The sequence below is a fragment of the Amycolatopsis antarctica genome (assembly GCF_002262875.1).
Taxonomy (GTDB): Bacteria; Actinomycetota; Actinomycetes; order Mycobacteriales; family Pseudonocardiaceae; genus Amycolatopsis; species Amycolatopsis antarctica.
In genome coordinates this window covers 144322-168795 of sequence record NZ_NKYE01000013.1, presented here as the reverse complement: position 1 = coordinate 168795, position 24474 = coordinate 144322, and the positions used below count along the sequence as shown (strand labels likewise).

Below are 24474 nucleotides of genomic sequence, written 5' to 3'. Positions count from 1 at the left end.
GCCGGGTCCCGCTGCCCGTCCGCTGTCCGCAGGATCACGCCCGGCCACCGGGACCCGGCTGGCCACCGGCGGTTATCCTGCTGCTCGTGGAGATCCTGTTTACGACGATGCTGATCCTGGCCATCCTCGGCACGACGTGGTTCGGCGGGTACGTGGTCTACCGCCTGTACTCCGACGCGCGCTGACCCGTGACTGACGGCCCCACGAGCGGCAATGAGGCGATCGAGGCCGCGGAGCAGCGCTCCGCGGCGACCCGGTCGCGCAATCTGCCGCAGTTCACCGACCTGCCCATCCCGGTCGACACCGCGAACCTGCGCGAGGGCGCCGACCTGCACGAGGCGTGCCTGGCACTGCTGCCGCTGGTCGGCGTGTGGCGCGGCGAGGGCGAGGTCAACTACCCGACGATCGACGGTCCGCGGCGCTTCGCCCAGCAGCTCACGATCGCCCACGACGGACGTCCCTTCCTCTACCACGAGTCGCGCGCCTGGCTGATCGACGACGCGGGCGAGGTCGTCCGTCCCGGTGCCAGGGAGACCGGCTGGTGGCGTCCCCAGGCCGACGACACGATCGAACTGCTGCTGGCCCACCACACCGGCATCCTGGAACTCTTCTACGGCACGCCGCGCACCCAGACTTCATGGGAACTCGGCACCGACGCCGTCATCCGCACCTCCACCGCCAAGGACGTCAACGGGGCGAAGCGCCTGTACGGCCTGGTCAACGGAGATCTCGGCTGGGTCGAGGAGCGCGCGATGATGGGGCAGTCCCTGCAGCCGCACGCCTCGGCGATGCTCACCCGCGTGGTCGGCTGACCGTAGGCTGAGCGGCATGCGATGGCTGCCGTACGGCCCGGACGCGGCCCTGCTGGAGTGCGACTCCTCCGACCGGATGGCCGCGGCCCGCGCCGTCGTCGCGGACGCCCGGCCGGACGGGCTCGTCGAGCTGGTTCCCGGCGCCCGGACGTTGCTCGTCGCCGCCCGTCCCGGATCGGGGGCGTTGGCCGCCGTACGCGCTCTCCTCGACGGGGCCGACCTGGCGCACCCGCCGGAGGGCCGGGGCCGGGAGGTCACCATCGACGTGCGCTACGACGGCGCCGATCTCGACCAGGTCGCCCGTACCGCGGGGATCTCCGCGGACGAGGTGGTCGATCTGCACACCGGCGCCGAGTACACGGTCGCCTTCACCGGTTTCGCCCCGGGATTCGGCTACCTGACCGGACTCGCCGAGCCATTGCGGCAGGCCCGGCTGGACAGCCCGCGCACCTCGGTGCCCGCGGGCTCGGTCGGTGTCGCGGGGGAGTTCACCGGCGTCTACCCGCGTTCCTCACCCGGCGGCTGGCGGCTGATCGGGCACACCGGCACCGTGCTGTTCGATCCGCGCGCGCGGCGTCCGGCGCTGCTGTCGCCGGGCGACACCGTCCGCTTCCGGAGCCGCTGATGCGGGCCGTCGAGGTGGTGTCGGCGGGGGCGCAGGCGCTCGTGCAGGACCTGGGCAGGCCCGGTCACGCGGAGTTGGGCGTGCCGCCGTCGGGTGCGCTGGACGTGCCCGCGCTGCGGCTGGCGAACCGGCTGGTGGGCAACGCGGAGGACGCGGCCGGGATCGAGGCGCTGCTCGGTGGGCTGTCGCTGCGGGCACGGACGCCGGTCACCGTCGCCGTCACCGGGGCACCGGTCGCGGTGGACGTCGACGGGGCGGCGGCCGGCTCGAACGTCCCGGTGCACCTGGCGGCCGGGTCGACGGTCACCCTCGGCAACCCGGACGAGGGGCTGCGGTGCTACCTGGCGCTCTCCGGCGGCGTCGACGTTCCCGCGGAGCTGGGCAGCCGGTCGCGGGACGTGCTGTCCGGGATCGGCCCGGCGCCACTGGCGGAGGGGGACGTGCTGCCGCTCGGACGGCCGGGCGTGCCATGCGGGGCGGACGTGGTCGCGCCCGCCCGGGTACCGGCGGAACTCGGCGTGCCGGTGTGGCTCGGCCCCCGCGAGGACTGGTTCGCCGAGGCCGCGTCCGCCCTCGCCGGGCCGTGGACGGTGACCCCGGAGTCGAACCGGGTGGGCCTGCGCCTCGACGGCACGCCGTTGCGCCGGACGCCGGATCGCGCGGACGCGGAGCTGCCCAGCGAGGGCCTGCTCACCGGTGCGATCCAGGTGCCGCCGAACGGCCTGCCGGTGCTGTTCCTCGCCGACCACCCGACGACGGGCGGCTACCCGGTGATCGGGGTGGTGGACGCGGACGCCCTGCCCGCGCTCGCGCAGGCCCGTCCTGGCAGCACCGTCCGGTTCCTGCCCTCGGCCGCGCCGTCCTCCGGCTGACTCCCCGGTGACGCCCGGTCAGGCGTACTCGGCCTCGTAGGCGGCCGAGAGTTCGGCGTGCGCCTCCGTCGCGGCGGGCAGCGCGGTGCCGTCGAGCGAGCGGACGCGGGTGAGCTTGCGCACCGAGGAGGCGAGGAACAGCCCGTCGCCGGTGAGCAGGTCGTCCACCCGCAGCGGTTCCACCTTGGTCGCGAACCCGGCCTTCTCCGCGCCGCGGAACACCCCGGCCTGCGTGGTGCCGGGCAGGATGCCGATGTGCTCGGGCGGGGTGAGGATGGTCCGGCCGCGCAGCAGGATGACGGTGGAGGTCGGGCCCTCCAGCACCGAGCCGTCGCTCGCGGTGAACACGACGTCGTCCGCGCCGCGCCGGACCGCCTCGCGGATGGCCGCCATGTTGATGCCGTACGACAGCGACTTCGCGCCCAGCAGCAGCCACGGCGCCCGTTCGGCCAGGCCCGGGTCGATGCCGCGGTCGAGGGTGATCGCGGCGACGCCCTCGGCCCTGCCGCGCAGCACCGCCGCACCGATCTCCATGCCCAGGGCGAACCCGGTCGGCCGCTGCTCCGGATCGCCGTCGATCCCGCGGGTGAGCACCAGCTTCAACGCGAGCTCCGCGCCGCCGGACCAGTTGTCCAGTACCGCGCGCACGGCCCGCTCCCAGGCCGCCCGGTCCGGTTCGGGCAGGTCGAGCATCTTCGCCGAGCGTGCGAGCCGGTCGAGGTGCGGGCCGAGTTCGCGGGGCCGGCCGTCGGTCACCAGGATCGTCTCGAACACCCCGTCCCCGCGCATCAGCCCGAGATCGTCGACACGGATGTGCGCCGCGTCGGGGTCGGCGAGGGTTCCGTCCAGGAAGGCAAGCACGCGCATAACCCCACACGGTAGTCCCGGCCGCCGCGAGACCTCACCACGGCGTCACGGCGACTACGATGGGAGATATGCCGCAGCCGTCGCCACTTCTCGATTTCCCGGGTTCGATCGCCGCCCCGGAGGGGCATCCGGAGTACGGCGTCCCGTGGCACTGGGGCGACCCGTTCGCCGAGCAGCGCACGGCCACCCGCGGCGCCGTGGTGATCGACCGTTCGCATCGGGAAATCCTTGCGGTGCAAGGAGATGAGCGACTCTCCTGGCTGCACCTGGTGATCTCCCAGCACGTGACGCAGCTTCCGGAGAACAGCGGGACCGAGGCGCTGGTGCTGGACAGCCACGGCCGGGTGGACGCCCACTTCGTGCTCGCGCACGTGGACGGCACCGTGTGGATCGACAGTGACCCCGGTGCCGAAGCCACCAGCGCCCTGCCCAAGGGCGGCAAGCAGACCCTGCTGCAGTACCTCGAAGCGATGAAGTTCTGGGCGAAGGTGGAGATCCGCGACGCGAGCGACGAACTGGCGCTGCTGACCGTCCTCGGCCCGGACACCGCTCGAATTCTGTCCACTGTGGACGTCGACCTGCCGGACGAGCCGTACGCCGCCGTCGCGCTCCCCGGCGGCGGGTTCGCCCGCCGCATGCCATGGCCCACCCGTTCCAGTGTCGACCTCGCCGTCCCGAGGGCCGAACTGGCCGACTGGTGGCGCCTGCTGACCGACGCGGGCGCCCGCCCGGCCGGGAGCTGGGCCTTCGACGCGCTGCGCGTCGAGTCGCTGCGCCCCCGGCTCGGCATCGACACCGACGACCGCACCATCCCGCACGAGGTGAACTGGATCGGCTCGGCCGCGCACGTCGCGAAGGGCTGCTACCGCGGCCAGGAGACGGTGTCGAAGGTGCACAACGTCGGCAGGCCGCCCCGGCGGATGGTGCTGCTGCACCTGGACGGCTCGCCGGAGATCGCTCCGGAGACCGGCGACCCGGTGGTGCTCGGCGAGCGCACGGTCGGCCGGGTCGGCAGCGTCATCCAGCACCACGAACTGGGCCCGATCGCGCTGGCACTGGTCAAACGGTCCGTGCCGACGGACCAGGAACTGCTGGCGGGCGGCGAGGATCGGGTGGTGCAGGCCGTCGTGGATCCGGACTCGGTGCGGGCGGAGGGGCCGGCACCCGGCCGGGAGGCCGCCGCCCGTCTGCGCGGATGAACACCTGGTGAAGCGCTCTGTACGCGCGAGTAGGAAAGGTGAAGAATGCGGCGATCCGCTGTGGCGGACACCTTGGCCGTGTGAGAACTAGGTAGAGCAGGATGATCGCGTGATCGAAGTCCGACCCGGCGGCCGTCGCCGGATCGACCGGGTACTGGCCGAGGACTACGTACGCGCGCTCGGCGACCTGCCCCTCGCCGACCTGCGCGACCGCCGCAACGAGGCCGCCCAGGAAGAGACCGACCTCTCCTACCTGCGCAGGCTGCTGCACGTCCGGATCGACATCGTGCTGGCCGAGCAGACCCTGCGCAGCTCCGGCGGCACGGGCAGCGTCGTCGACCGGCTCGCCTCGATCCTCGCCGACAACGCACTCGGCCCCGCCACGGGCTCGGGCAGGCATCAGCCGCTGGAGCCGTCCCGCGCGGGCGAGCACCGCAGGCAGGCGGAGGCGCTGGTCGGCGACTCCGACCTCTCCGACGTGAGCGCGCTCTCCGACGACAAGCTGGTCGGGACGCTCGGCACGTACCGGGAACAGGAGGCCTCCGTGTCGCAGCGCAGGCGCGAGGTGCAGGATGTCGTGGACACCCTCAACGCCGAGATCGCCGGGCGCTACGCCACCGGCATGGCCTCGGTGGACGAGCTGATCAGCCGTGAACGCGGCCGCCCCGGGAAGGACGAACGCACCGAGTGACCGAGCTTGCGCGCGAACACGACCAGCACAGCAACCCCGTCCTCGTCGAGGCGGTCCGTTCCGGATTCGTCGAAAGCGTGCATCGCGGTTCGGTCGTGATCACCGATCCGGACGGTTCCGTGCGTTTCGCCATCGGCGAGGTCGCCGCGCCGATGTTCCCGCGCTCGTCGAACAAGCCGTTCCAGGCACTCGGCATGCTGCACGCGGGCCTGGAGATCGGCGAGGCCGACCTGGCCCACGCCTGCGCCTCGCACAACGGCGAGCCCGGTCATGTCGCCCGCACCATCGCCATGCTGGAGCGGGCCGGGCTGGACGAGTCGGCGCTGTCCTGCCCGCCGGACTTCCCACTGCTGGAGTCCGCGCGGCACGAGGTCGTCCGGGCGGGTGGCGACCGCAGGCGAGCGGCGATGAACTGCTCCGGCAAGCACGCGGCGATGGCGGCGACCTGCGCCCAGCTCGACTGGCCCGTCGCGGGATACGCGGAGTCCGGGCACAAACTTCAGCAGGTGATCGCCGGGACGGTGGCGGACCTGACCGGGGAGCCGATCGCCGCGACCGGTGTCGACGGCTGCGGCGCGCCGCTGTTCGCGTTCTCGCTGACCGGCCTGGCGCGCGCGTTCGGCAGGCTGGTCACGGCGGAGCCGGGTTCGGATCGCCGCCGGATCGCCGACGCCATGCGGGCACACCCGTGGCTGGTCGGCGGCACCGGCCGGGAGGACACGCTGCTGATGCTGGCCGTCGAGGGCCTGCTGATCAAGGGCGGCGCCGAGGCCGTGCACGCGATGGCCCTGCCGGACGGCACGGCGGTGGCGCTGAAGGTCGACGACGGTGGGGCCCGCGCGCGCAATCCCGTGCTGGTGGCCGTACTGCGAGCGCTCGGCGTCGAAGCGGCCACACCCGCAGCGGAGTCCACTCTGGACGGGCTGGGCAGCGGGGCGGGCGAGATCGTCGGCGCGGGCGGTCAGGTGGGCGAGCTCCGCGTCCCCGCCGGACTGTTCGACGGCCTCGGAGCCCAGCCGGTGGGCTGAGGGCCCGGCCCGGTCAGTTGAAGCGTTCGCGGGCGGCGAGTTCGGCCCAGTAGCCGCGCAGGTCCTCGAACAGCTCGGCCAGATCCTCCGGCGATCCGGTACGCAGCGCGTCGACCATCCGGTGCACCTCCTCCGCCGAGCTGTCCGACTCCAGGATCGGGTCGGCGATGAGCTGCACGATGCCGCCGTAGTCGAGTTCGACGGCGGAGGCGGGGTGGAAGTTGTCCAGCCAGTGCGCGGTCTCGGCGAGGATGCGCGCGGGCCCGGCGTCCTCGCCGAACGTCCCCTCCACGAGCATTTGCGCCTCCAGTGCCCGCTCGCGCGCGTCCGGCATGGCCACCCGCCAGGACAGTTCGCGCGCGGGGTCGTACTGACCGGAGCCGAGCACCAGCCTGCGCTGCTCCGGATCGACCAGCGCGAACCACGGCAACGGCACCGTCCACGTCGTGGACAGCACGTGCATGGCGGCGGTCCGCAGGTCGCCGAGCGCGGCCGTGGTCCTGGACCGGACGGCGTCGTCGGAGACGCCGCCAGAGATGAGTACGGACGCCTTCAGCGCGGGGTGCGCGTCACTGAGGAAACTGACGAGCGCGGCGGCCGACCGGGCGCGCAGTTCGAGCGGGCAGACGAGCGGCTCGGACCCCAGTTCGGCCTCGGCGGAGCCCGGTACCTCGGACGGATCGAGGACCAGTACGTCGGTCTCGGTGCTGGGCGCGGCGCGGCCGTCGGCGAGCTCGGCGGGCAGCAGCCGGACCGGCGCCGCGACCTGTGACTTGAGCCACATCTTCTGTTCGCGCTCGCCGACGGAGGCGCGCGTCAGTTTCGCCGCCTCGACGGCGCTGAGCAGGGCGGCGGGTGGCGGATCCCCGAAGGCCGACAGGGGTTCGTACACCCGCAGATAGGCCACGAACGGACGGAGCACGAGTGAATCGTGGCACGTCGCCCGGCGTGGCCGCGCACCGGCCGCACATACCCCCGCCGAAGCCGCCACGGGTGTCGCGGCACGCACACCGTGCCGCGTCGCGTTCGTACCCTCGGACACGGTACTGTGTGCACAGGAAATAGTTGTCGAGACGATGCGGGGCCGCCGTTTCCCCCGGCCGCCCCGCCCCTGTACGAGGGGGTCGAGCCATGGGGCGCGGCCGAGCCAAGGCCAAGCAGACGAAGGTGGCACGGGAGCTCAAGTACAGCTCTCACGAAACCGACTTCGATGCTTTGCAGCGCGAGCTGTCCAGTAGTTCCTCTGACGACGGGCATGAGGACACCAAGCGGTACACCGAGGATCCGTACGAAGACGGGTACGACGAGTACCGCCGTTGAGCATGCGCGAGACGTGAGGGTGGGCACCGGATCATTCCGGACCCACCCTCAAATCTCGCGCGCTCGTTTCTGTCGCCCCCGCCGCGCCGATTCCGCCGCGCGATCCCGTCGAGGTGGTCGTCACACCTCGGAGCACTGGGCCGTACCCCGCCATGCCTGATTTAGTAGGGCAACCTAGTAATCACGCACGGCGGCAACGCGCACACGACGGGAGTATCAGGTGACGGAGATCCGACGGGTCGGTGTCATCGGTGCGGGGCTGATGGGCTCCGGTATCGCCGAGGTACACGCACGGTCAGGCCAGGACGTGACGGTCGCCGAGGTGACCCAGCCCGCGCTGGACGCGGGCCGGGCCCGGATCGAGAAGTCGCTGCGGCGCGGTGTGCAGAGCGGCAAGCTCTCCGAGTCCGACGCCGAGGCCTCACTGAGCAGGCTGCACTTCACCACCGATCTCGACGCCTTCGCCGATCGCGACCTGGTCATCGAGGCCGTCGTCGAGCGCGAGGCCGAGAAGGTGGAGGTCTTCCGGAAGATCGACAAGATCGTCGAGACCGAGGACGCGATCTTCGCCTCGAACACCTCCTCCATCCCAATCATGAAGCTCGGCATGGCGACCGGCCGGCCGCAGCAGGTCGTCGGCATCCACTTCTTCAACCCGGTGCCGGTGCTGCCGCTGGTCGAGCTGGTGCCCTCGCTGCTGACCGGCGAGGAGACGATCGCCCGCGCCGACGCGCACGTCACCGAGGCGCTCGGCAAGACCGTGATCCGTTCCCAAGACCGGGCGGGGTTCATCGTCAACTCGCTGCTGGTGCCGTACCTGCTCTCGGCGATCCGGATGATCGAGTCCGGCTTCGCCTCGGCGGAGGACATCGATCGCGGAATGGAACTGGGCACGGCGCACCCGATGGGTCCGCTGCGACTGTCCGACCTGATCGGCCTGGACACGATCAAGGCCATCGCCGACTCGATGTACGCCGAGTTCAAGGAGCCGCTGTACTCCGCGCCGCCGTTGCTGCTGCGCATGGTCGACGCCGGGCTACTCGGCAAGAAGACCGGACGCGGTTTCTACTCCTACGGCTGACCGCCGGACGGCTGCGGCGACCCACACCAGACAAGGAAGAGGCGATGCGCCGGAGGTGCCGGGTTCGACACCTCGGGCGCGTCGGCCTCTTGCGGAAGGTCCGCACCGGGCGGCCACTCCGTCTCAGGAACCTTCCTGCAAGGTTCGTACGGCAGCGGAGGCGATTCCTTCGGCCGCCTCCCTGGCCTCGTCCCGCTTCCCCTGCCCGTAGGGACCGACGCTGACGGAGAACGTCAGGTCATCAGCAACCCCGACCGCCAGCGAGTACTTACCTATTTCGCGAACGTCCGTCACGTCAGAAAATACTGCCGGATAATCCTCGACTGTCGCCGCCTCCAGATACGCGAAACGCCCTGCCTCAAATGCGGCGTATACACCTGAAAGACCGCCGGTTCCACGCTTTCTGTTCTCAGTTTCTATAATAATAGTAGAAGAGCCACCTTTTATCGGCGACTTGAAATTACAAACAGGTCCAGCAAGTTTGGCTTTTCCTTCGGTTTTCTCGGTGGAGTTCTCACCTGGCTCCGTGTAGCCGAACTGACTCATGACTTGCTGCGACACAAGGGAGCAAGGCCGTTCTTCATACGGAGAAGCGTCCAGCGGTATCGAAACCCGAGGTGCCGTCTCGACGGATGACACCGAAGACTCAGGTTGGGCGACCCCTTCCTCGGTGCCACCACAAGAGTTGAGCACTATTGCCAGCGGCGCGAGAACCGAGACCGCAAGCCGATACTTGGAGGATTCTTCTCTCACGACTTGTCAGCCTCAAGAAATGTTCCTACAGAGTCCACGGATGACTCTTCGGCGGCTTCGACGCCAGCTTTCGCCTCACGAAGCTTTGCCAAATAGTCATCCACATACGCAATCATAGACGAGTTGGAAGCCTGCAGGGAGGCGAGGCCTTTCGTGACAGAATCCACGAAGCCTCGGCTCATCGGCCGCAGGCGGCGTGATCGCCCGCGTGGCCTCATCAATCAGGCTCTGGTCCGCCAAGAACTCGTCGCGGAGGGATTCTCACTGGCCGATGACGCCGTCGATCTCCTCCGGTTCGAACTCGTAACCCCCACCCGTACCGGCCGCCGCGGCGACACCGGCCCCGAGAGCGGTACCACCGTAGACCTGCCGCACCTTGTCGGCGGTACCGAGCCATGCGTCCTGTGTTCCCACCTGCCCGCTCCTCAGATTCGTGCTCCACCGGTCACGAGATCGAGGGTATCCGATCGCTCAGGGCCACACGGACGGTTTGGACCTGCCGGGCCGTCCGGCAGAAGAGCGTCCGCGGCCGGCCACCGAACGCCACCGTCCGGCCCTCGCCGCGGCTCTGCCCTAGGCTCGCGGCCGTGGACGAACAGCTTCGAGTAGGTCTCGTCGGCGCGGGCCCCTGGGCGGCGGAAGTACACGCTCCCGGGCTCGCCGACCATCCCGGCACGGTGCTCTCCGCCGTCTGGACGCGCAGGCCCGAGCCCGGCCGGGAACTCGCCGAGGCGCACGGCGCGACCGCGTACACCGACGTCGACGCGCTGATCGCCGAGGTCGACGCGGTCGCGTTCGCCGTGCCGCCCGCCGTGCAGGCCGAACTCGCCGTGCGCGCCGCGAAGGCCGGCAGGCACGTGATCCTGGAGAAGCCGATCGCGGCGGACCTGGCGGGAGCGCGCCGCGTGGCCGAGGCCGTCGAGGAGGCGGGAGTCGCGTCCCTGGTGATGCTGACGCTGCGCTACGCGACCGAGACGCAGGACTGGCTGGCGAACCTGGCACAGGCCGGCGGGTGGACGGGCGGCAGCGCGCACTGGGTTTCCGGCGCGCTGCTGAACGAGAAGTACAGCGATTCGGCCTGGCGGCACGCCGACGGTGCGCTCGCCGACGTCGGCCCGCACGCGATCGACCTGCTCGAGGCCGCGCTGGGCCGGGTCGAACGGGTGCTGGCCGCGCATCGCACGGCGGACGACCTGTGGCACCTGATGCTGGCGCACGAGACCGGGGCGACCAGCGACGCGACGCTCTCCCTGCGCACTCCGGTGGAACCCAGCCTCATCGCGTTCCGGGTCTACGGCGAACACGGCTACCGGGCGATGGAACGCCGGCCGGGCAACGCCACCGACTCCTACACCGCCATGCTCGACGACTTCGCCGCACTGGTCGCCAGCGACACCCGTACCCACCCGCTGGACGTGCACCGCGGCGTCGAACTGCAACGAGTGCTGGACGAGGCCTTCCAGCTCGCCCGGCCGTGACACCGCGTCTGTCCGGCCCGCGTCACCTGCTGCGCCAGCGGAGTCCCTCCCACCAGCGAGTTCCGCCGAACGCGACCGGGTCGAACGGTGCGTGGTCCAGGTAGACGGCGTCCAGCCCGCGTACGACGGCCGCGAGTTCCCGCGCGCCGCGCGCGGGCAACGCGTGCACCGCGTCTTCGAGGAGCTTGCGGGCCTCGTGGCCGGTGCAGCACGGGCACAGGGCCGTGGTGCTCACGGGCAGACCGGGATCAGGACCATGAACCGCGCGGGACCAGCGGGCCACCGCCATGGCGAGCTCGCCGGGCCGGTTCTCGTACCGGGCGATGTACCGCTGCGCCGCCGCGGAGACGCCCGGTACTACCGGAGGCTGTCGCGGTTCGCCGGGGTGTGGTCGTCGTGACAGTTCGGCCCGAACCCGGGCGGGTGGCTTACGCGCCACGGCTCCTTGCGGCTGTCGTCATCCCGCGATTGTGGCACCGATCCGCCGGTGCGGAAAGGGGCCGGCCGGACGGCGCTGCGGGGGAACCACACCGTCCGGCCGGGACCTCAGGCGTCGATCCGTTCGTGCTCAGGGGACGCCGGCTTGCGCGGTCCGATGACCTTCCGCAGGAGCGGCCAGGCCAGCAGGATCGCGATGATCACGTACACGACGATCGCCATCGGCGAGTTGACCAGTCCGCTCAGGTCACCGTCGGAGAGTTGCAGTGCCCGGCGCATCTGCTGTTCGGCGGCCGGTCCGAGGATCACGCCGATGATCGCCGGCAGCACCGGCAGACCGTAGCGGCGCATGGCGAAACCGATCAGGCCGATGACGAACAGCAGCAACAGGTCCAGCACCTCGCCGCCGACGGCGTACGCGCCGACGCTGGCGAAGAACAGGATGCCCGCGTAGAGATACGGCCGCGGGATCTGCAGCAGCTTCGACCAGACCGGTGCCATCGGCAGGTTGATCACCAGCAGCAGGACGGTGCCGACGAACAGGCTGGCGATCAGTCCCCACACCAGTTCCGACTCGCGTTCGAACAGCAGCGGTCCTGGCTGGATGCCGTACTGCTGGAAGGCGGCCAGCATCACCGCGGCGACCGCGGTGGTGGGCAGGCCGAGCGTCAGCATCGACACCAGGGTTCCCGCGGCCGAGGCGCTGGCCGTGGACTCGGGTCCGGCGACACCCTCGATGGCGCCCTTGCCGAACTCGTCCTTGTGCTTCTTCGACAGGCGCTTCTCGGTGACGTAGGACAGGAACGTCGGGATCTCGGCGCCGCCCGCGGGGATCGCCCCGAACGGGAAACCGATCAGCGGGCCCCGCAGCCAAGGCTTCCACGTGCGTTTGAGGTCGTCCTTCGACAGCCAGGCCCGGCCGACCGGAATGGCCTTCGCCTGCTTCTGCCGCAGGTGCGCGGCGACCCACAGCGACTCACCGACCGCGAACAGGCCGACCGCCACGATCACCACGTCGACGCCGTCGGACAGGTGCAGCGAACCGAAGGTCAGCCGCGACTGGCCGGTCATCTCGTCCAGCCCGATGAGGCCGATGGTGAGACCGATCAGCAGGGACGCGAACCCGCGGATGCGGGAACTGCCTAGCACCGAGGTGACGGCGATGAAAGCCAGCACCATGATCGCGAAGTAGTCCGGGGCGCCGATGTCGACGGCCAGGGAGGCGACCGTCGGTGCGAGCAGGACCAGCGCGATGGTGCCGATCAGCCCGCCGACGAAGTGCCCGATAGCGGCGGCCGCCAGTGCCTGCGAGCCCCTTCCTTTGCGCGCCATGGGGTTTCCGTCGATCGCCGCGACCACCGCCGCGCTCTCACCGGGAGTGTTGAGCAGGATCGAGGTGGTGGAGCCGCCGAACATCCCGCCGTAGTAGATGCCAGCGAACATGATGAACGCCGAGGTGGGGTCGAGTCCGTAGGTCACCGGCAGCAGGAGCGCGACGGCCATCGCCGGCCCGATTCCCGGGAGGACGCCGATCGCGGTACCCAGGATGACGCCGACGGCGGCGAAGAGCAGGTTCGACGGGGTGAGTGCGGTGGAGAACCCGTCCATCAACAGGGAGAAGGAATCCATCGGTTACAGCACTCCCATCAGCGGGCCGCCGGGCAGCGGAACTCCCAGCAACTCGTTGAACGCGAACCAGGTGACCAGCGACAGGCCCGCCGCGATGAGCGGGTCACGGAAGTGGTTGCGGCTGCCCAGTGCGTAGGCGGCACCCCAGAACATCAGGGCCGAGGAGATCGGGAAGCCGACGGTGTCGATGAGTGCCGCGTTGAGCAGGAACGCTCCGCCCAGCATCAGCACCGTGCGCCAGTCGGCGGGCGCGTCCAGGTCGACGTCCTCGCCTGCCTCCGCCTCCCCGCGTCCGCCGCGCAGTACGTCCACGGCCAGCAGTAGCGCGACGAGCACCAGCGCCGAGCCGACGACCACCGGAACGGCGGCCGGGCCGACCGGTCCGCGCTGGGTGAAGTCGGCGGGAATGGTGAGCGCGTCGGTGAGCACGAGTACCCCGACCGCGAGCAGCAGCACGCACACACCGAGTTCGGAATGCGTTCGCCACCAGCTCTTCTCGGTGTCGCCACCGGGTTCTTCCACGGTGTTGTCCACAGTAGACGTCATGCCAGTCCCAACTCCTTCAGCACCGAGGCGACCCGGTCGGTCTCCGACTTGAGGAAGGCCCCGTAGTCGTCGCCGGTCTGGAAGGCGTCGGTCCATCCGTTGCGCTGCACGGCTTCCTTCCACTCCGGCGAATCGTGCAGCCTGCTGAACAGGCCGATGAGCTTGTCCCGGTCGCCCTGGCTCAGGCCGGGGGGCGCCACGATGCCGCGCCAGTTGGTGAACCGGACGTCCACACCGGACTCCAGCAGGGTGGGCACGTCCAGTTCGGGGGATCGCTGCGGGCTGGTCACCGCCAGCGCACGCAGTTCGCCCGCCTCGATCTGGTCGCGGTACTCGCCGATCCCGGAAACGCCGAAGGCGACCTTGCCGCCGAGCACCGAGGCGAGCAGTTCGCCACCGCCGTCGAAGGGGATGTAGTTGACGTCTCCCGGCGGGAGGCCGATCGCCTTGGCCGTCAGCATCGGGGCGAGGTGATCGGGACCGCCGGGCGCCGAGCCGCCGCCGACCGGCACGCCACCGGGGTCGGCCTTCCACGCTTCGAGGAGCTGGCCGATGTTCTGGTATGGCGAGTCCTTGGACACCACGACGATGTCGGGCTCCTCGGTGAGTTTCGCGATCGGCGTGGTGTCGGTGAGCGAGGACGGCGCCTGGTTCGTGTAGACGGCGCCGACCACGCCGAGACCCATCGACATGGCGAGTTTGCCGTTGCCGGTCTCGTTGACGATGCGGCCGAGACCGACCGTGCCACCGGCGCCGGGGAGGTTGAAGACCTCGGTGTTGCCGTTGAGTTCCGAGTCCTCCATCGCCTTGGCGGCCGTCCGGGCGGTGACGTCGTAGCCACCGCCGGGGGAGTTGGGCACCAGCATCCGCAACCCGCGGATCTGGGCTCCCGACTCGTCCTCGCCGGAGGACACCAGTGGCGGTATCACCACCACCAGCAGTGCCGCGGCGAGCACCGCGAGCCAGTTCTTCGGGTTCTTCATCAATGCACTCCGATGTGCGTTGGGCGGTTGTGCGCCTGGTGTGCGTTGTGACGCCGGACTCATGTCGCGCCGATGGTGGGTCATCGTGCCCTTCGCCGCCGCCGTCTGTCTGCCTTGCGGGCGTAGAGGTACTTGTGTTCGTTGTGCTCACGCCCCGGGAACGGCGAACGTGCCGCACACTGGAACCGCAATATGTCGACGTATTGCGGTCGTGCGCACCGCAATACGTCGACAAATTGCGGAGCGGGTTACCACGAACGGGTGGTCGCAGGCGGTGGTCACGAGCAGGCGAGGGAGGCGGCATGGGCGCGAAGGGTTCACTCGCGCGGCAGCTTCTTGGCTGGCAGCTCGTGATCGTGTTCGCCCTGCTGGGGTGCGTCGCCGCGTTCTCGGCGATCCAGTCGAACGAGAGCTTCGCCGACACCGAAGGACGCAGGCTGCTGTCGGTCGCCGAGAACGTCGCCGCCACCCCGGGCGTGCGGCAGAGCCTCGCCGACCCGGTACCGCGCGACCCGTTGCCGATCTTCGCCGAGGGGGCGCGCAGCCTGTCCGGTGCCGACTCGGTGGTGATCACCGGCCCGGAGCTGCGGGTACTCACCGCGCCCGACCCGGCCGAACGCGGCGCCACCCTGCCGATCGGCGACAGTACCGTCACGCAGGGCCGCTCCTGGGTCGGCGAGGTGGACGGGTCACTGGTGGCGCACGTGCCGGTGGTCGGCGACACGGACGGCACGCTGGGCGCGGTGGTCGGTTACGTGGCCGCGGGCAAGGCGATGCCCGGGTTCCTGGACGGCCTGGCCAACTCCCCCGGCAACGCGCTGCTGCTGCTCGGTATCGCCACCTTCCTCGGGCTGGCCGGCTCGCTGTTCCTCGCCTGGCGGGTGAAACGGCAGACCCTCGGCCTGGAACCCAGCGAGATCACCGGCCTGGTGGAGCACCGGGACGCGCTGCTGCACGGCATCAAGGAGGGCGTGATCGCCCTCGACCAGCAGCACCGGGTGACGCTGGTCAACGACGAGGCGCGCGAGCTGCTGGCACTGCCGGAGGACTGTCTCGGCCTGCCGATCAGTGGGCTGGAGATCAACGAACGCCTGCGCGACGTGCTCACCGGCAACGCGCTCGGCAGCGACCAGATCGCGCTGCGGGCCGGCCGGGTACTGACGATCAACCGGCTGCCGATCTCCCACGACGGACGGGAGCTGGGCGCGGTGGCGACCCTGCGCGACCGGACGGAGTTCGTCGCGCTGCGGGAGGAACTGGCGGAGAGCTCACGGGCCGGCGACACGCTGCGGGCGCAGGCACACGAGTTCACCAACCGGCTGCACACGATCGCCGGGCTGATCGAGCTGGGCGAGTACGACGAGGTACGCAACTACGTCGACCTGGTGAGCCGGGCGCACGACGACTGGCACGAACAGGTGAGCGCCCGGATCGCCGACTCCGCCGTGGCCGCGCTGCTGATCGCCAAGGCGAGTCTGGCCGCCGAGCACGGCGTCGGCCTGCGGCTGACCGACGAGAGCGGACTGGGCCCGGTCGACGACGCGCTGTCGATCGACCTGGTGACCGTGGTGGGCAACCTGATCGACAACGCCCTGGACGCGCTGCGCGGCCACGATGGCGACGCGGGCGGCCGGGACGCCGGAGAGGACTGGGTCGAGGTGGCGGTGTCGCACGAAGCCGAGCGGGTGTCGGTGGTGGTGCGCGACTCCGGCCCCGGGGTGGCCCCCGAGATCGCGACCGAGGTGTTCACGCACGGATTCACCACCAAGGCCGCCGAGTCGGGCGGGCAGCGCGGGCTGGGGCTGGCGCTCACCCGGCAGACCTGCATCCGTCGTGGCGGGTCGGTGAACGTGCACAACCGGGGCGGTGCGGTGTTCACCGCCGTCTTGCCAGTGGTGCCCGATCGCGCGAAGGTGTCGCCGTGATCAGGGTGCTGGTGGTGGACGACGACTTCATGGTCGCGAAGGTGCACAGCGGTTACGTGGAGCGCACGGAAGGTTTCACCGTCGTCGGCGCGGCGCACACCGGCGCGGACGCGGTACGGGCCGTGCGGGACCTGCGTCCGGATCTGGTGCTGCTGGACATCTATCTGCCCGATATGGACGGCATCGCGGTGCTGCGCGAGCTGCGCGCCGATCCGTCCACAGAGGACACCGATGTCATGGTCATCACCGCCGCCCGGGATGTGGACACCATTCGTGGGGCCATGCGCGGCGGGGCGCTGCACTACCTGATCAAGCCGTTCTCGCATGCGGCGCTGCGCGACCAGTTACTCCACTTCGGCTCCATGCAACAGAAACTGGACAAGCTGGCACTGAACTCGACAGCGGCGCAGCGCGATGTGGACGATGTGTTCGGCACCAGGCCGCGCGGCGCGAGCCCATGGCCGAAAGGACTGACCGCGCAGACCGCCGAGCTGGTGATCGGGGCGCTGCGCTCCCGTCCGGACGGCCTGTCGGCGACGGAGTGTGCCCAGGCGACCGAACTCTCGCGCCCCAGCGCGCGTCGTTACCTCGAACACCTCGCCGAGACCGGCAGGGCGGAGGTCCGCCTGCGTTACGGCGGTACCGGCCGCCCGGAACGCCAGTACCACTGGCGCGGCTGAGCAGGGCTAACGCCGACGCGACGCGAGCAGTGCCGGTAGGTCGATGGTCAGCGGAGCCGGGGTCGTCAGCGTCATCGCCGCCGAGTCTTCGGCGTCCAGTTCGTACTCGCCATCGACGAGTCGGTATGCGGACATGCTCAACGGAGACTCGGTGTCGATGATCCAGTAGTTCGGGATGCCCGCCTCCGCGTACTCGGCGAACTTGGTGACCCGGTCGGTCCGGGCCGTTCCGGGGGAGAGCACTTCCACGGCCAGCACGACGTCTCGTGCGTGAATATGGGACGGATCGTTGTTCAGCAGGGACGTCGGCACTACCACCACGTCCGGAGCCCGAACCGTGGCGTGTGCGCGGTCTCGGATCATGACCTCGACGCTTGGCACACCTTCCAGTTCGGAAGGCAGTTCCCGGTCGAGTTGAGCACACAGCCGAACGAGCGCCCGCTGATGGTCCCACCCCGGCTTTGCCGTGGCCACTACGACGCCGTTCACCAACTCGAAGTGCCGGGAATTGTCCTCGGGCAACAAGAACCACTCGGCCAGCGACAGTACTCGCCCGTTCCAGTAGCTGACAGTCATATCGCGCCCTGATCCTGCACAGGATTCGGAGTGAAATAATTATCCTGATTGATTTCGCGCATCAGGTCCAGCGATCGTTCGGCGGACAATGAATGCGCCAGCACATCGGAGAAAGCAAACCGGATCTTCACCAGATCCTCGCTTTCCTCCAGGTATATGGCCGCTGCCTGCCCCTCTATCGCGGCGACGCTCGGCTCTTCCGCGAAGTCCAACAGATACAACGGCCCGCGCACCCCGGCGTACAGGCCGGTTCGCAACGGCACGATCCGCACGTCGACATTGGGTGCCGCGCAGTTTGATTAACTTGAGTAGCTGCCCCCGCATCGTTTCGAAATCGCCGATCATCCGATGCAGTACCGCCTCATCCAGAACTGCGATCAGCCGGTTTCCTGGCCGTCGCAACCACCTCTGCCTGGCGACTCGAAGCGATACCGCCTCGGTCACCTCGGCAGACGTCAGTAACGGGTCGAGTCCGGCCATCACCGCTCGCGCATAGTCCGCGGACTGCAGCAAGCCCGGCACGAGGAATGGCTCGAAGCTGCGAATCCGGTTCGCACCGAACTCCAGATCCGTGAGGGTTCGCCAGCGTGTCGGTACATCCGATCGTCCGGCGGACTGCCACCACCCTCGTTCAGTGGATTTCCGAACCAGATCCAGGATCTCATCCCGCCGACGCTCCGGCACCCGGTACAGCCCGAGCAGAGCCGCCACGTCCTCGACCTGAAGTCCACGTTTTCCGGTCTCGATACGGCTTATTTTGCTCGCCGACATCCCCAGGATCCGGGCCGCGTCGGCCCCGGTCATACCGGCACCTTCCCGAAGGCGGCGTAGTTCCGCCGAGACCTGGCGGGGTCGCACACTCGTACTTTGAATCGGTGGCACGGGAGAAGTATTGCCGATCGACACGGGCGCGGCGCAATAGCTCGAAGGGCTCCCCTTGCTTGCACCTACCGCAAGGGTGCATCGTCTCGGCACCATCGACCGGGAGGGCCATGAACATCAATCCGCGCAGCCGGGAACTCTGCCTGCACGAGCTGGACAAGTACGTCCGCTTCGACCGTCCGCGCATCTTCGCGATCTACGGTGTGTACCAGGAGGACCACGAGAACCTGGACATCATCTGCGGCTGGGGTATGGAGTGGGAGGCCGAGTACGGCGGTGCGCTGTTCTACGACCCGTCCAGCCGCGCGACCTGGCATTCCGACTCCGCCGACAACCTTGTCCAGCGGTACCGAAGGATCGCGGACGTCCGGCTGGTCCGCTTCGATACCGATACCGATACCGATACCGACGCCGTGCCGTGACGCGCACCGTCGCGAGTGGACCGTTCGGCCACACGGTCCACTCGCGACAGTCACGGCCCGTTGTGATCGTGCCTGCTCAGGCGAGGATGTCGGTCGCCAGAACGTGTTCGATGTTGCGTTCCGCCAGTGCGGCGATGGTGACGAAGGGGTTGACGCCGGTGCTGCCGGGAATCAGCGAGCCGTCGGTGACGTACAGGTTCGGGTAACCGTGCACCCGGCCGTACAGGTCGGTCGCGCGGCCGAGCACCGCGCCGCCGAGCGGGTGGTAGGTGAACCGGTTCTCGAACGCCCGCGTGTCACCGAAGAGGTCGCGCCGATAGAGGGTGCCGTTGGCCTGGTTGAGCCGGTCGGCCAGCGCCCTGGCCGCATCGATCGATGGCTGCCCCTGCGCCTCGGTCCAGTGCAGCCGGGCGGAGTCCGTCGCGGCGTCATAGGTGAAGTGCCCGCGTTCCGGATTCCTGGTGATCGCCAGATACAGGCTCACCCACGTCTCGATCCCCGCGGGCACCGGCGCGATCTCCGCGAACACCGGGTGCACCGGGTCGTCCCGATTGTCGATGCCGAGCGCGGGCATGCCGGACTGGAGCAGGCCGGTGACGTCGTGCGGATGGTTGGCGCGGCCGAACATCACGTTGCCGTTGGTGCCCCAGCCCTGGCCGATCTCCGCGCCCAGCGCGGGCAGCCTGCCGGTGTCGCGGGCCCGCAGCAGCAGCTCCGTCGTGCCGACGCTTCCCGCGCCGAGGAACAGGTACCGCGCGTCGATCTGCTTGCGTGCCAGCACGTTCCCGTTCACGTCGCGCTGCCGGACGGTCAGCGTGTACGTTCCGTCCTGCTGCCGGGCGATGTCGCGGACCTCGTGCAGGCTCTGGATGGTGACCTTGCCGGTGCCCAGCGCGGCGGCGAGGTAGGTACGGTCCAGCGAGCGCTTGCCGTGGTTGTTGCCGTAGATCACCTCGGAACCGAGCGCCGAACGTTCGGCGTCCCCGGCCTCCTCGCGTTTCAGGTACTCGAAGTCGTAGACGCTCGGCACGAACTCGGTCCGGAATCCGGCCCGTTCCGCGTGTTTCCGGGAAAGTCGCGCGTACCGGTAGGAATCGCAGTGCTCGAACCATTCGCGGTCCACCTCGTTGACGCCGAGTTCCGCGTTGGCGAGCGGGTAGTAGTGCTCGTACATCCGGTTCGGGTCAACGCCGGGCAAGATCTCCGCGAAATGGTCCCGGCGCGGCGTGACCGCCATGGCTCCGTTCACCAGCGACCCACCGCCGACACCGCGGCCGAGGTAGACGGACATGTCGCCGTAGTGGACCCGGTCCAGCACCCCGGCGTATCTGCGGATGTTCCGGTTGACCACGTCGAGCCAGAGAAAGGTCGCCAGCGGTGCTTCGGTGCGGTCGGTGAACCACATCGCCCGCTCGTCCGGGGCGAGCATGTCGGAGAAGACCGTGCCGTCGGGACGCGGGGTGTCCCAGAGCTGCCCCATTTCCAGCATCACGGTGGGAATCCCGGCCTGTCCCAGCCGCAGGGCGGTGACGGCGGCGCCGTAACCGGTGCCGATCACGACCGCCGGAGCGGAACGGGGCAGCGGAAGGTCACGGCGGCCCGCGACGGCGGGGGTCGCGGAGACGGCGGTGAGACCGAGGGCCGCGGCGGAGTTCAGCGCGGCAAGACCGAGGAAACGACGGCGTGTCACGGAAAAAGGCATGCGCCGCATCGTGGGTCGAGTACGCGCCGCACACAAGAGAACACGAAGAATTCTCGGGTAAACGGCGTTTATTTCACTCGATAGCGTGGCCCGGATTTTCGCGGTCCGGAAGACCGAAGCCTGTCGGTGCCTTCTGCCACCCTCCCACCATGACCACGATCCCGGACGGCAACTACTCGGCGGCATGGCCGGGTGACGAGCGTGCGAGCCCGCCGACCCTCGGCGGCGAACGCGAGGTCCTCACCGCGCACCTCGACCGCGCTCGGCACACCCTGGAACTCAAGTGCGCCGGGGTTCCGGCGGAAGCCTTGTCACGCAAGAGCATTCCACCGTCCGGGCTGAGCCTGCACGGGATCGTGCGGCATCTCGCCGGCGCGGAGCAGTGGTGGTTCCGTACCCAGTTCGCCGGGGATCCGGCTCCGCTGCCCTATTACTCCGACGAGGACCCGGACCAGGACTTCGAGCGTCTCGACGGTGACCCGGCCGAAGCGCTCGACTTCTGGCGGGAGCAGTGTGCGCGTTCCCGCGAGATCGTCGCCGTCGCCTCGCTGGACGACACCGGGACCGTGCAGCGCACCGGCGCGCCGATCTCGCTGCGCGTGATCCTGGTGAAGATGATCGCCGAGTACTCCCGGCACAACGGGCACGCCGACCTGCTCCGCGAGCGGATCGACGGCGCGAAGGGAGAATGAGCAGCCATCCATTGTGGATAGTGCTACTCGTCGAACTTCCTGCGCCTGCCGCGTTTCACGTCGCCACGACGCTTCTTCGACGCCAGCCTGCGCTCCTTCGACCCCCGGGTCGGCTTCGTCGGCCTGCGCTTCGCCGGCGGTGGCGCGGACGCCTCGCGCAGCAGGGCGACCAGCCGCGCACGCGCCGCCTCCCGGTTGGCGAGCTGTGCGCGATGCTCGCTCGCCGCGATCGTCAGCACCCCGTCGATCAACCGGGAGCCGAGGCGTTCCAGCAAGCGGTCCCGGGTGTGCGGCGGCAGCGAGGGCGAACCCGCGACGTCGAACGACAGCTCGACGCGCGAGTCCGTGGTGTTCACCCCCTGCCCGCCCGGACCGGACGAGCGGGAGAACCGTTCCGACAGCTCGGCCGCCGGAATCACCAGCCGTCCACTGACGACCAGGTCAGAACCGGGGGTGGTCACCGGAGAGCTGCGCACGCGGGCCGTCGGGATCGTCCGCGGCCTGCACGTCACCGAGCACCCAGGCCGGGACGTGCCGCGCGGTCAGCACGGCCAGTGCCCGGTCGACGTCCTCGGGCGAGACGATCGCGACCATGCCGACGCCCATGTTGAAGGTGCGCTCCATCTCGGGACGCGCGACCCGGCCCCGGTGCGAGATCACCGCGAACACCGGCTCCGGCGTCCAGGTACCGCGCTCCAGCCTGGCGACCAGCCCGCGCGGCATCACCCGCGCCAGGTTCTCCTCCAGCCCACCACCGGTGACGTGCGCGAACGTCCGCACGTCCGTCTCCGCGACCAGCGCGAGGCAGTCCTTGGCGTAGATGCGCGTCGGCTCCAGCATCACCTCGCCGAGTGTGCGGCCGAACTCCTCCACGTGCCCGTCCAGCGGCATCCGGCCGATCTCCAGCAGCACGTGCCGGGCCAGCGAGTAGCCGTTGGAGTGCAGGCCGGACGAGCCGAGCGCCAGCACCACGTCGCCGGGGCGAACCCGGTCCGGACCGAGCAGCTCGGACGCCTCGACCACACCGACCCCGGTCGCCGAGACGTCGTAGTCCCCGTCGGCCATCATCCCGGGGTGCTCGGCCGTCTCGCCGCCGAGCAGCGCGCACCCGGCCTGGACGCAGCCCTCGGCGATACCGCCGACTATCGCCGCGATGTGCTCGGGCACGACCTTGCCAACCGCGATGTAGTCCTGCAGGAACAGCGGTTCCGCACCGGTGACCACCAGGTCGTCGACGACCATGGCGACCAGGTCGATGCCGATGGTGTCGTGCTTGTCGAGCGCCTTGGCGATCGCGATCTTGGTGCCGACCCCGTCCGTGGAGGACGCGAGCACCGGCTCCTTCCAGCGGTCGAGCTTGAGCGAGAAGAGCCCGGCGAACCCGCCGACCCCGCCCATCACCTCGGGCCGCCCGGCCCGAGCGGCGTGCGGCTTGAGCAATTCGACGGCCCTGTCGCCGGCGTCGATGCTGACCCCGGCCCCGGCGTACGTCGCGCTCGTGGACTCGCTCACGCAATCTCCTCGCTCACGCCGGTCGGCAGCGGTCGCCGAGCCGCGGTGCTGTTCGGTTGGCTCGCAAGCTCGCTCACGCCGACGCGTTCTCCATCTTCGAAGTCGTCCTGCTCCTGGTCCCGCCGCGCGCGGGGGCTACCCGTGGATCAACGAGACAGAACCGGATCAGGGACGCCGGACAGCGTCCTCGGCACCGTACCCGGCGGGCACGACGGGCAGCGCGGGGCCGACCGGCGCGTCACCGCCGGTGAGTCCCTCCAGCAGATGCTTGCCGATCAGCGCGTCGTCCGGCAGCGGGATCGGGTACTCGCCGTCGAAGCAGGCGGCGCACAGACGGGACCGGGGCTGCTCGGACGCCGCCACCAGCCCGTCGAGCGAGACGTAGCCCAGCGAGTCGGCGCCGATGGAACGGCGGATGCCGTCGGCGTCCGCCCCGTTGGCGACCAGCTCGGCGCGGGAGGCGAAGTCGATGCCGTAGAAGCACGGCCAGCGCACCGGCGGCGAGGCGATCCGCACGTGCACCTCCAGCGCACCGGACTCGCGCAGCATCCGGACCAGGGCGCGCTGGGTGTTGCCGCGGACGATCGAGTCGTCGACGACCACCAGCCGCTTGCCGCGGATGACGTCGCGCAGCGGGTTGAGCTTCAGCCGGATACCGAGCTGGCGGATCGTCTGCGAGGGCTGGATGAACGTGCGTCCGACGTAGGCGTTCTTCACCAGGCCGGAGCCGTAGGGAATGCCGGACGCCTGTGCGTAGCCGATCGCGGCGGGCGTACCGGACTCGGGCACCGGGATCACCAGGTCGGCGTCCGCGGGATACTCCTCGGCGAGCCGCTTGCCGATGTCGACGCGGGTGGCGTGCACGCTGCGTCCGGCGATGGTGGTGTCCGGCCGCGCCAGGTAGACGTACTCGAAGACGCAACCCTTCGGCTGCGGGCTGGCGAACCTGCTGGAACGCAGACCCTCCGCGTCGATCGCGATGAGCTCACCCGGCTCGACCTCGCGGACGAAGGAGGCGCCGACGATGTCCAGCGCGGCCGTCTCACTCGCGACCACCCAGCCGCGTTCCAGCCTGCCCAGCACCAGCGGGCGGACGCCGTGCGGATCACGGGCGGCGTAGAGCGTGGTCTCGTCGGCGAAGGCGAGGCAGAAGGCGCCGCGCAGGGTCGGCAGCAGGTCCATCGCCGCCGCCTCGATGCCCTTGTCCGCGGCGGTCGCGGCGAGCAGCCCGCAGATCAGGTCGGAATCGGTGGTCGCGCCGTTGCGGCTGAGCACGCCCAGCTCACGCGCGCGGGAGTGCAGCTCGGCCGTGTTGACCAGGTTTCCGTTGTGGCCGAGGGAAAGCCCGCTGCCGGTCGGAGTGGTGCGGAAGTTCGGCTGGGCGTTCTCCCAGCTTCCGCCGCCGGTGGTGGAGTAGCGGCAGTGGCCGATCGAGATGTAGCCCTGCAGGGAGGACAGCGTCTGCTCGTCGAAGACCTGGCTGACCAGCCCGAGGTCCTTGAAGACGACGATCTGCCTGCCGTCGGAGACCGAGATGCCCGCGGCTTCCTGCCCACGATGCTGCAGCGCGTACAGCCCGTAATAGCTCAGTTTCGCGACGTCCTCGCCGGGAGCCCAGACGCCGAACACACCGCATTCCTCGCGCGGTTCCGGATCCGGCTGATCGACTGTGCCCGTTGCGGGATTTCCAGCTTGTGACTGGTCGGAACGCACCGAGGGGCTCCTGCGCATCTGTGGACTGGGGCACGCTCAGTGTAGCCC

General features: G+C 69.8%; 26 protein-coding genes and 2 pseudogenes. 13 read left to right on the top strand and 15 right to left on the bottom strand.

The genetic code is table 11. The features are described from left to right. Window positions 1-188: 188 nt before the first annotated feature. From CFN78_RS20420 to CFN78_RS20410, 3 genes are read left to right on the top strand one after another with little or no spacing between them, the layout of a single operon-like run. Window positions 189-812 (top strand): heme-binding beta-barrel domain-containing protein, encoded by a 624-nt coding sequence (locus tag CFN78_RS20420; RefSeq protein ID WP_094864452.1) that lies wholly within the window; start codon window positions 189-191, stop codon window positions 810-812. A gap of 16 nt (window positions 813-828) precedes the next feature. After that, window positions 829-1437 carry a 5-oxoprolinase subunit PxpB gene (pxpB, locus tag CFN78_RS20415; protein ID WP_094864451.1) on the top strand — a complete coding sequence of 203 codons (609 nt, stop codon included), beginning with the start codon at window positions 829-831 and terminating at the stop codon, window positions 1435-1437. Then, window positions 1437-2309, top strand: a complete 873-nt coding sequence (locus CFN78_RS20410) for a 5-oxoprolinase subunit C family protein (RefSeq protein WP_094864450.1) — start codon at window positions 1437-1439, stop codon at window positions 2307-2309. Before pxpB ends, CFN78_RS20410 begins: the two co-directional genes overlap by 1 nt. An 18-nt stretch (window positions 2310-2327) precedes the next feature. Here CFN78_RS20410 and CFN78_RS20405 read toward each other — a convergent pair whose 3' ends face one another. Beyond that, the gene (locus CFN78_RS20405) at window positions 2328-3176 is read right to left on the bottom strand and encodes an aminodeoxychorismate lyase (protein WP_094864449.1); all 849 of its coding nucleotides are present in this window, start codon (window positions 3174-3176) and stop codon (window positions 2328-2330) included. A gap of 68 nt (window positions 3177-3244) precedes the next feature. Here CFN78_RS20405 and ygfZ point away from each other — a divergent pair, with 68 nt between their 5' ends. From ygfZ to CFN78_RS20390, 3 genes are all read left to right on the top strand, one after another. Further along, a complete protein-coding gene (ygfZ, locus tag CFN78_RS20400; RefSeq protein WP_094864448.1) occupies window positions 3245-4375 on the top strand; it encodes a CAF17-like 4Fe-4S cluster assembly/insertion protein YgfZ in 1131 nt (376 codons plus the stop codon). Window positions 4376-4484: 109 nt separating this feature from the next. Further along, window positions 4485-5066 (top strand): RsiG family protein, encoded by a 582-nt coding sequence (locus CFN78_RS20395; protein ID WP_094864447.1) that lies wholly within the window; start codon window positions 4485-4487, stop codon window positions 5064-5066. Beyond that, window positions 5063-6094, top strand: a complete 1032-nt coding sequence (locus CFN78_RS20390; protein WP_094864446.1) for an asparaginase — start codon at window positions 5063-5065, stop codon at window positions 6092-6094. The genes CFN78_RS20395 and CFN78_RS20390 overlap by 4 nt, the downstream gene beginning before the upstream one ends. 13 nt (window positions 6095-6107) lie before the next feature. On the opposite strand, the gene CFN78_RS20385 is transcribed toward CFN78_RS20390, so the two are convergent. Then, window positions 6108-7016: a DUF8083 family protein gene (locus tag CFN78_RS20385; protein ID WP_094864445.1), complete on the bottom strand. Its 909-nt coding sequence runs from the start codon at window positions 7014-7016 to the stop codon at window positions 6108-6110. Window positions 7017-7225: 209 nt separating this feature from the next. Between CFN78_RS20385 and CFN78_RS20380 the strand changes: the two genes are divergently transcribed. Both CFN78_RS20380 and CFN78_RS20375 read left to right on the top strand, forming a co-directional pair. Then, a complete protein-coding gene (locus CFN78_RS20380) occupies window positions 7226-7414 on the top strand; it encodes a DUF3073 domain-containing protein (protein ID WP_094864444.1) in 189 nt (62 codons plus the stop codon). A gap of 220 nt (window positions 7415-7634) precedes the next feature. Continuing rightward, window positions 7635-8495 carry a 3-hydroxybutyryl-CoA dehydrogenase gene (locus tag CFN78_RS20375; protein WP_094864443.1) on the top strand — a complete coding sequence of 287 codons (861 nt, stop codon included), beginning with the start codon at window positions 7635-7637 and terminating at the stop codon, window positions 8493-8495. Window positions 8496-8618: 123 nt separating this feature from the next. Here the strand turns inward: CFN78_RS20375 and CFN78_RS20370 are convergent, their stop codons facing one another. Beyond that, window positions 8619-9248 carry a DUF3558 family protein gene (locus tag CFN78_RS20370; protein WP_094864442.1) on the bottom strand — a complete coding sequence of 210 codons (630 nt, stop codon included), beginning with the start codon at window positions 9246-9248 and terminating at the stop codon, window positions 8619-8621. A 261-nt stretch (window positions 9249-9509) separates the two neighbouring features. After that, a complete protein-coding gene (locus CFN78_RS29260) occupies window positions 9510-9662 on the bottom strand; it encodes a hypothetical protein (RefSeq protein ID WP_165777635.1) in 153 nt (50 codons plus the stop codon). Window positions 9663-9835: 173 nt separating this feature from the next. On the opposite strand from CFN78_RS29260, the gene CFN78_RS20365 reads away from it, so the two are divergent. Next, window positions 9836-10726 carry a Gfo/Idh/MocA family protein gene (locus CFN78_RS20365; RefSeq protein ID WP_240519571.1) on the top strand — a complete coding sequence of 297 codons (891 nt, stop codon included), beginning with the start codon at window positions 9836-9838 and terminating at the stop codon, window positions 10724-10726. A gap of 22 nt (window positions 10727-10748) precedes the next feature. On the opposite strand, the gene CFN78_RS20360 is transcribed toward CFN78_RS20365, so the two are convergent. From CFN78_RS20360 to CFN78_RS20345, 4 genes are all read right to left on the bottom strand, one after another. Continuing rightward, window positions 10749-10961, bottom strand: a complete 213-nt coding sequence (locus CFN78_RS20360; protein ID WP_133116398.1) for a hypothetical protein — start codon at window positions 10959-10961, stop codon at window positions 10749-10751. 311 nt (window positions 10962-11272) lie between these two features. After that, a complete protein-coding gene (locus tag CFN78_RS20355; RefSeq protein WP_094864439.1) occupies window positions 11273-12793 on the bottom strand; it encodes a tripartite tricarboxylate transporter permease in 1521 nt (506 codons plus the stop codon). Between the two features lie 3 nt (window positions 12794-12796). Continuing rightward, window positions 12797-13339, bottom strand: coding sequence for a tripartite tricarboxylate transporter TctB family protein (locus CFN78_RS20350; RefSeq protein WP_094864438.1), 543 nt, complete (start codon window positions 13337-13339; stop codon window positions 12797-12799). After that, window positions 13336-14322 (bottom strand): Bug family tripartite tricarboxylate transporter substrate binding protein, encoded by a 987-nt coding sequence (locus CFN78_RS20345; RefSeq protein ID WP_094864437.1) that lies wholly within the window; start codon window positions 14320-14322, stop codon window positions 13336-13338. The genes CFN78_RS20350 and CFN78_RS20345 overlap by 4 nt, the downstream gene beginning before the upstream one ends. Window positions 14323-14624: 302 nt before the next feature. On the opposite strand from CFN78_RS20345, the gene CFN78_RS20340 reads away from it, so the two are divergent. Both CFN78_RS20340 and CFN78_RS20335 read left to right on the top strand, forming a co-directional pair. Then, window positions 14625-16247: a sensor histidine kinase gene (locus CFN78_RS20340; protein ID WP_094864436.1), complete on the top strand. Its 1623-nt coding sequence runs from the start codon at window positions 14625-14627 to the stop codon at window positions 16245-16247. Then, entirely contained in the window at window positions 16244-16927 is a 684-nt protein-coding gene (locus CFN78_RS20335) for a response regulator (RefSeq protein WP_094864435.1), read from the top strand. Before CFN78_RS20340 ends, CFN78_RS20335 begins: the two co-directional genes overlap by 4 nt. Before the next feature lie 6 nt (window positions 16928-16933). Here CFN78_RS20335 and CFN78_RS20330 read toward each other — a convergent pair whose 3' ends face one another. From CFN78_RS20330 to CFN78_RS30145, 3 genes and pseudogenes are all read right to left on the bottom strand, one after another. After that, entirely contained in the window at window positions 16934-17503 is a 570-nt protein-coding gene (locus CFN78_RS20330) for a Uma2 family endonuclease (RefSeq protein ID WP_094864434.1), read from the bottom strand. Then, window positions 17500-17778, bottom strand: a pseudogene (locus CFN78_RS30150) (Scr1 family TA system antitoxin-like transcriptional regulator); the annotation flags it as partial. The pseudogene CFN78_RS30150 and the gene CFN78_RS20330, both read right to left, overlap by 4 nt. A gap of 28 nt (window positions 17779-17806) precedes the next feature. Further along, window positions 17807-18481 (bottom strand): annotated as a pseudogene (locus tag CFN78_RS30145) (helix-turn-helix domain-containing protein); the annotation flags it as partial. A gap of 14 nt (window positions 18482-18495) precedes the next feature. On the opposite strand from CFN78_RS30145, the gene CFN78_RS20320 reads away from it, so the two are divergent. Next, window positions 18496-18807, top strand: coding sequence for a hypothetical protein (locus tag CFN78_RS20320; RefSeq protein ID WP_094864432.1), 312 nt, complete (start codon window positions 18496-18498; stop codon window positions 18805-18807). A gap of 76 nt (window positions 18808-18883) precedes the next feature. Here CFN78_RS20320 and CFN78_RS20315 read toward each other — a convergent pair whose 3' ends face one another. Next, the gene (locus CFN78_RS20315) at window positions 18884-20509 is read right to left on the bottom strand and encodes a GMC oxidoreductase (RefSeq protein ID WP_094864431.1); all 1626 of its coding nucleotides are present in this window, start codon (window positions 20507-20509) and stop codon (window positions 18884-18886) included. Window positions 20510-20658: 149 nt separating this feature from the next. Between CFN78_RS20315 and CFN78_RS20310 the strand changes: the two genes are divergently transcribed. Further along, window positions 20659-21201 (top strand): DinB family protein, encoded by a 543-nt coding sequence (locus CFN78_RS20310; RefSeq protein WP_094864430.1) that lies wholly within the window; start codon window positions 20659-20661, stop codon window positions 21199-21201. A gap of 23 nt (window positions 21202-21224) precedes the next feature. Here the strand turns inward: CFN78_RS20310 and arfB are convergent, their stop codons facing one another. The 3 genes from arfB to purF all read right to left on the bottom strand — a co-directional run bounded on the left by arfB (window position 21225) and on the right by purF (window position 24426). Then, window positions 21225-21662: an alternative ribosome rescue aminoacyl-tRNA hydrolase ArfB gene (arfB, locus tag CFN78_RS20305; protein WP_165777633.1), complete on the bottom strand. Its 438-nt coding sequence runs from the start codon at window positions 21660-21662 to the stop codon at window positions 21225-21227. Then, window positions 21643-22713, bottom strand: coding sequence for a phosphoribosylformylglycinamidine cyclo-ligase (gene purM, locus CFN78_RS20300; protein ID WP_094864429.1), 1071 nt, complete (start codon window positions 22711-22713; stop codon window positions 21643-21645). Before purM ends, arfB begins: the two co-directional genes overlap by 20 nt. A gap of 165 nt (window positions 22714-22878) precedes the next feature. Then, window positions 22879-24426, bottom strand: coding sequence for an amidophosphoribosyltransferase (gene purF / locus CFN78_RS20295; protein ID WP_094864428.1), 1548 nt, complete (start codon window positions 24424-24426; stop codon window positions 22879-22881). Window positions 24427-24474 lie beyond the last annotated feature (48 nt).

Bases quoted from the DNA above. Each gene is read 5' to 3' on its own strand.
- pxpB (WP_094864451.1), top strand. From the start codon at position 829: ATGCGATGGCTGCCGTACGGCCCGGACGCGGCCCTGCTGGAGTGCGAC.
- CFN78_RS20410 (WP_094864450.1), top strand. From the start codon at position 1,437: ATGCGGGCCGTCGAGGTGGTGTCGGCGGGGGCGCAGGCGCTCGTGCAG.
- CFN78_RS20405 (WP_094864449.1), bottom strand. From the start codon at position 3,176: ATGCGCGTGCTTGCCTTCCTGGACGGAACCCTCGCCGACCCCGACGCG.
- ygfZ (WP_094864448.1), top strand. From the start codon at position 3,245: ATGCCGCAGCCGTCGCCACTTCTCGATTTCCCGGGTTCGATCGCCGCC.
- CFN78_RS20380 (WP_094864444.1), top strand. From the start codon at position 7,226: ATGGGGCGCGGCCGAGCCAAGGCCAAGCAGACGAAGGTGGCACGGGAG.
- CFN78_RS20355 (WP_094864439.1), bottom strand. From the start codon at position 12,793: ATGGATTCCTTCTCCCTGTTGATGGACGGGTTCTCCACCGCACTCACC.
- CFN78_RS20350 (WP_094864438.1), bottom strand. From the start codon at position 13,339: ATGACGTCTACTGTGGACAACACCGTGGAAGAACCCGGTGGCGACACC.
- CFN78_RS20345 (WP_094864437.1), bottom strand. From the start codon at position 14,322: ATGAAGAACCCGAAGAACTGGCTCGCGGTGCTCGCCGCGGCACTGCTG.
- CFN78_RS20340 (WP_094864436.1), top strand. From the start codon at position 14,625: ATGGGCGCGAAGGGTTCACTCGCGCGGCAGCTTCTTGGCTGGCAGCTC.
- CFN78_RS20330 (WP_094864434.1), bottom strand. From the start codon at position 17,503: ATGACTGTCAGCTACTGGAACGGGCGAGTACTGTCGCTGGCCGAGTGG.
- CFN78_RS20320 (WP_094864432.1), top strand. From the start codon at position 18,496: ATGAACATCAATCCGCGCAGCCGGGAACTCTGCCTGCACGAGCTGGAC.
- CFN78_RS20315 (WP_094864431.1), bottom strand. From the start codon at position 20,509: ATGCCTTTTTCCGTGACACGCCGTCGTTTCCTCGGTCTTGCCGCGCTG.
- CFN78_RS20310 (WP_094864430.1), top strand. From the start codon at position 20,659: ATGACCACGATCCCGGACGGCAACTACTCGGCGGCATGGCCGGGTGAC.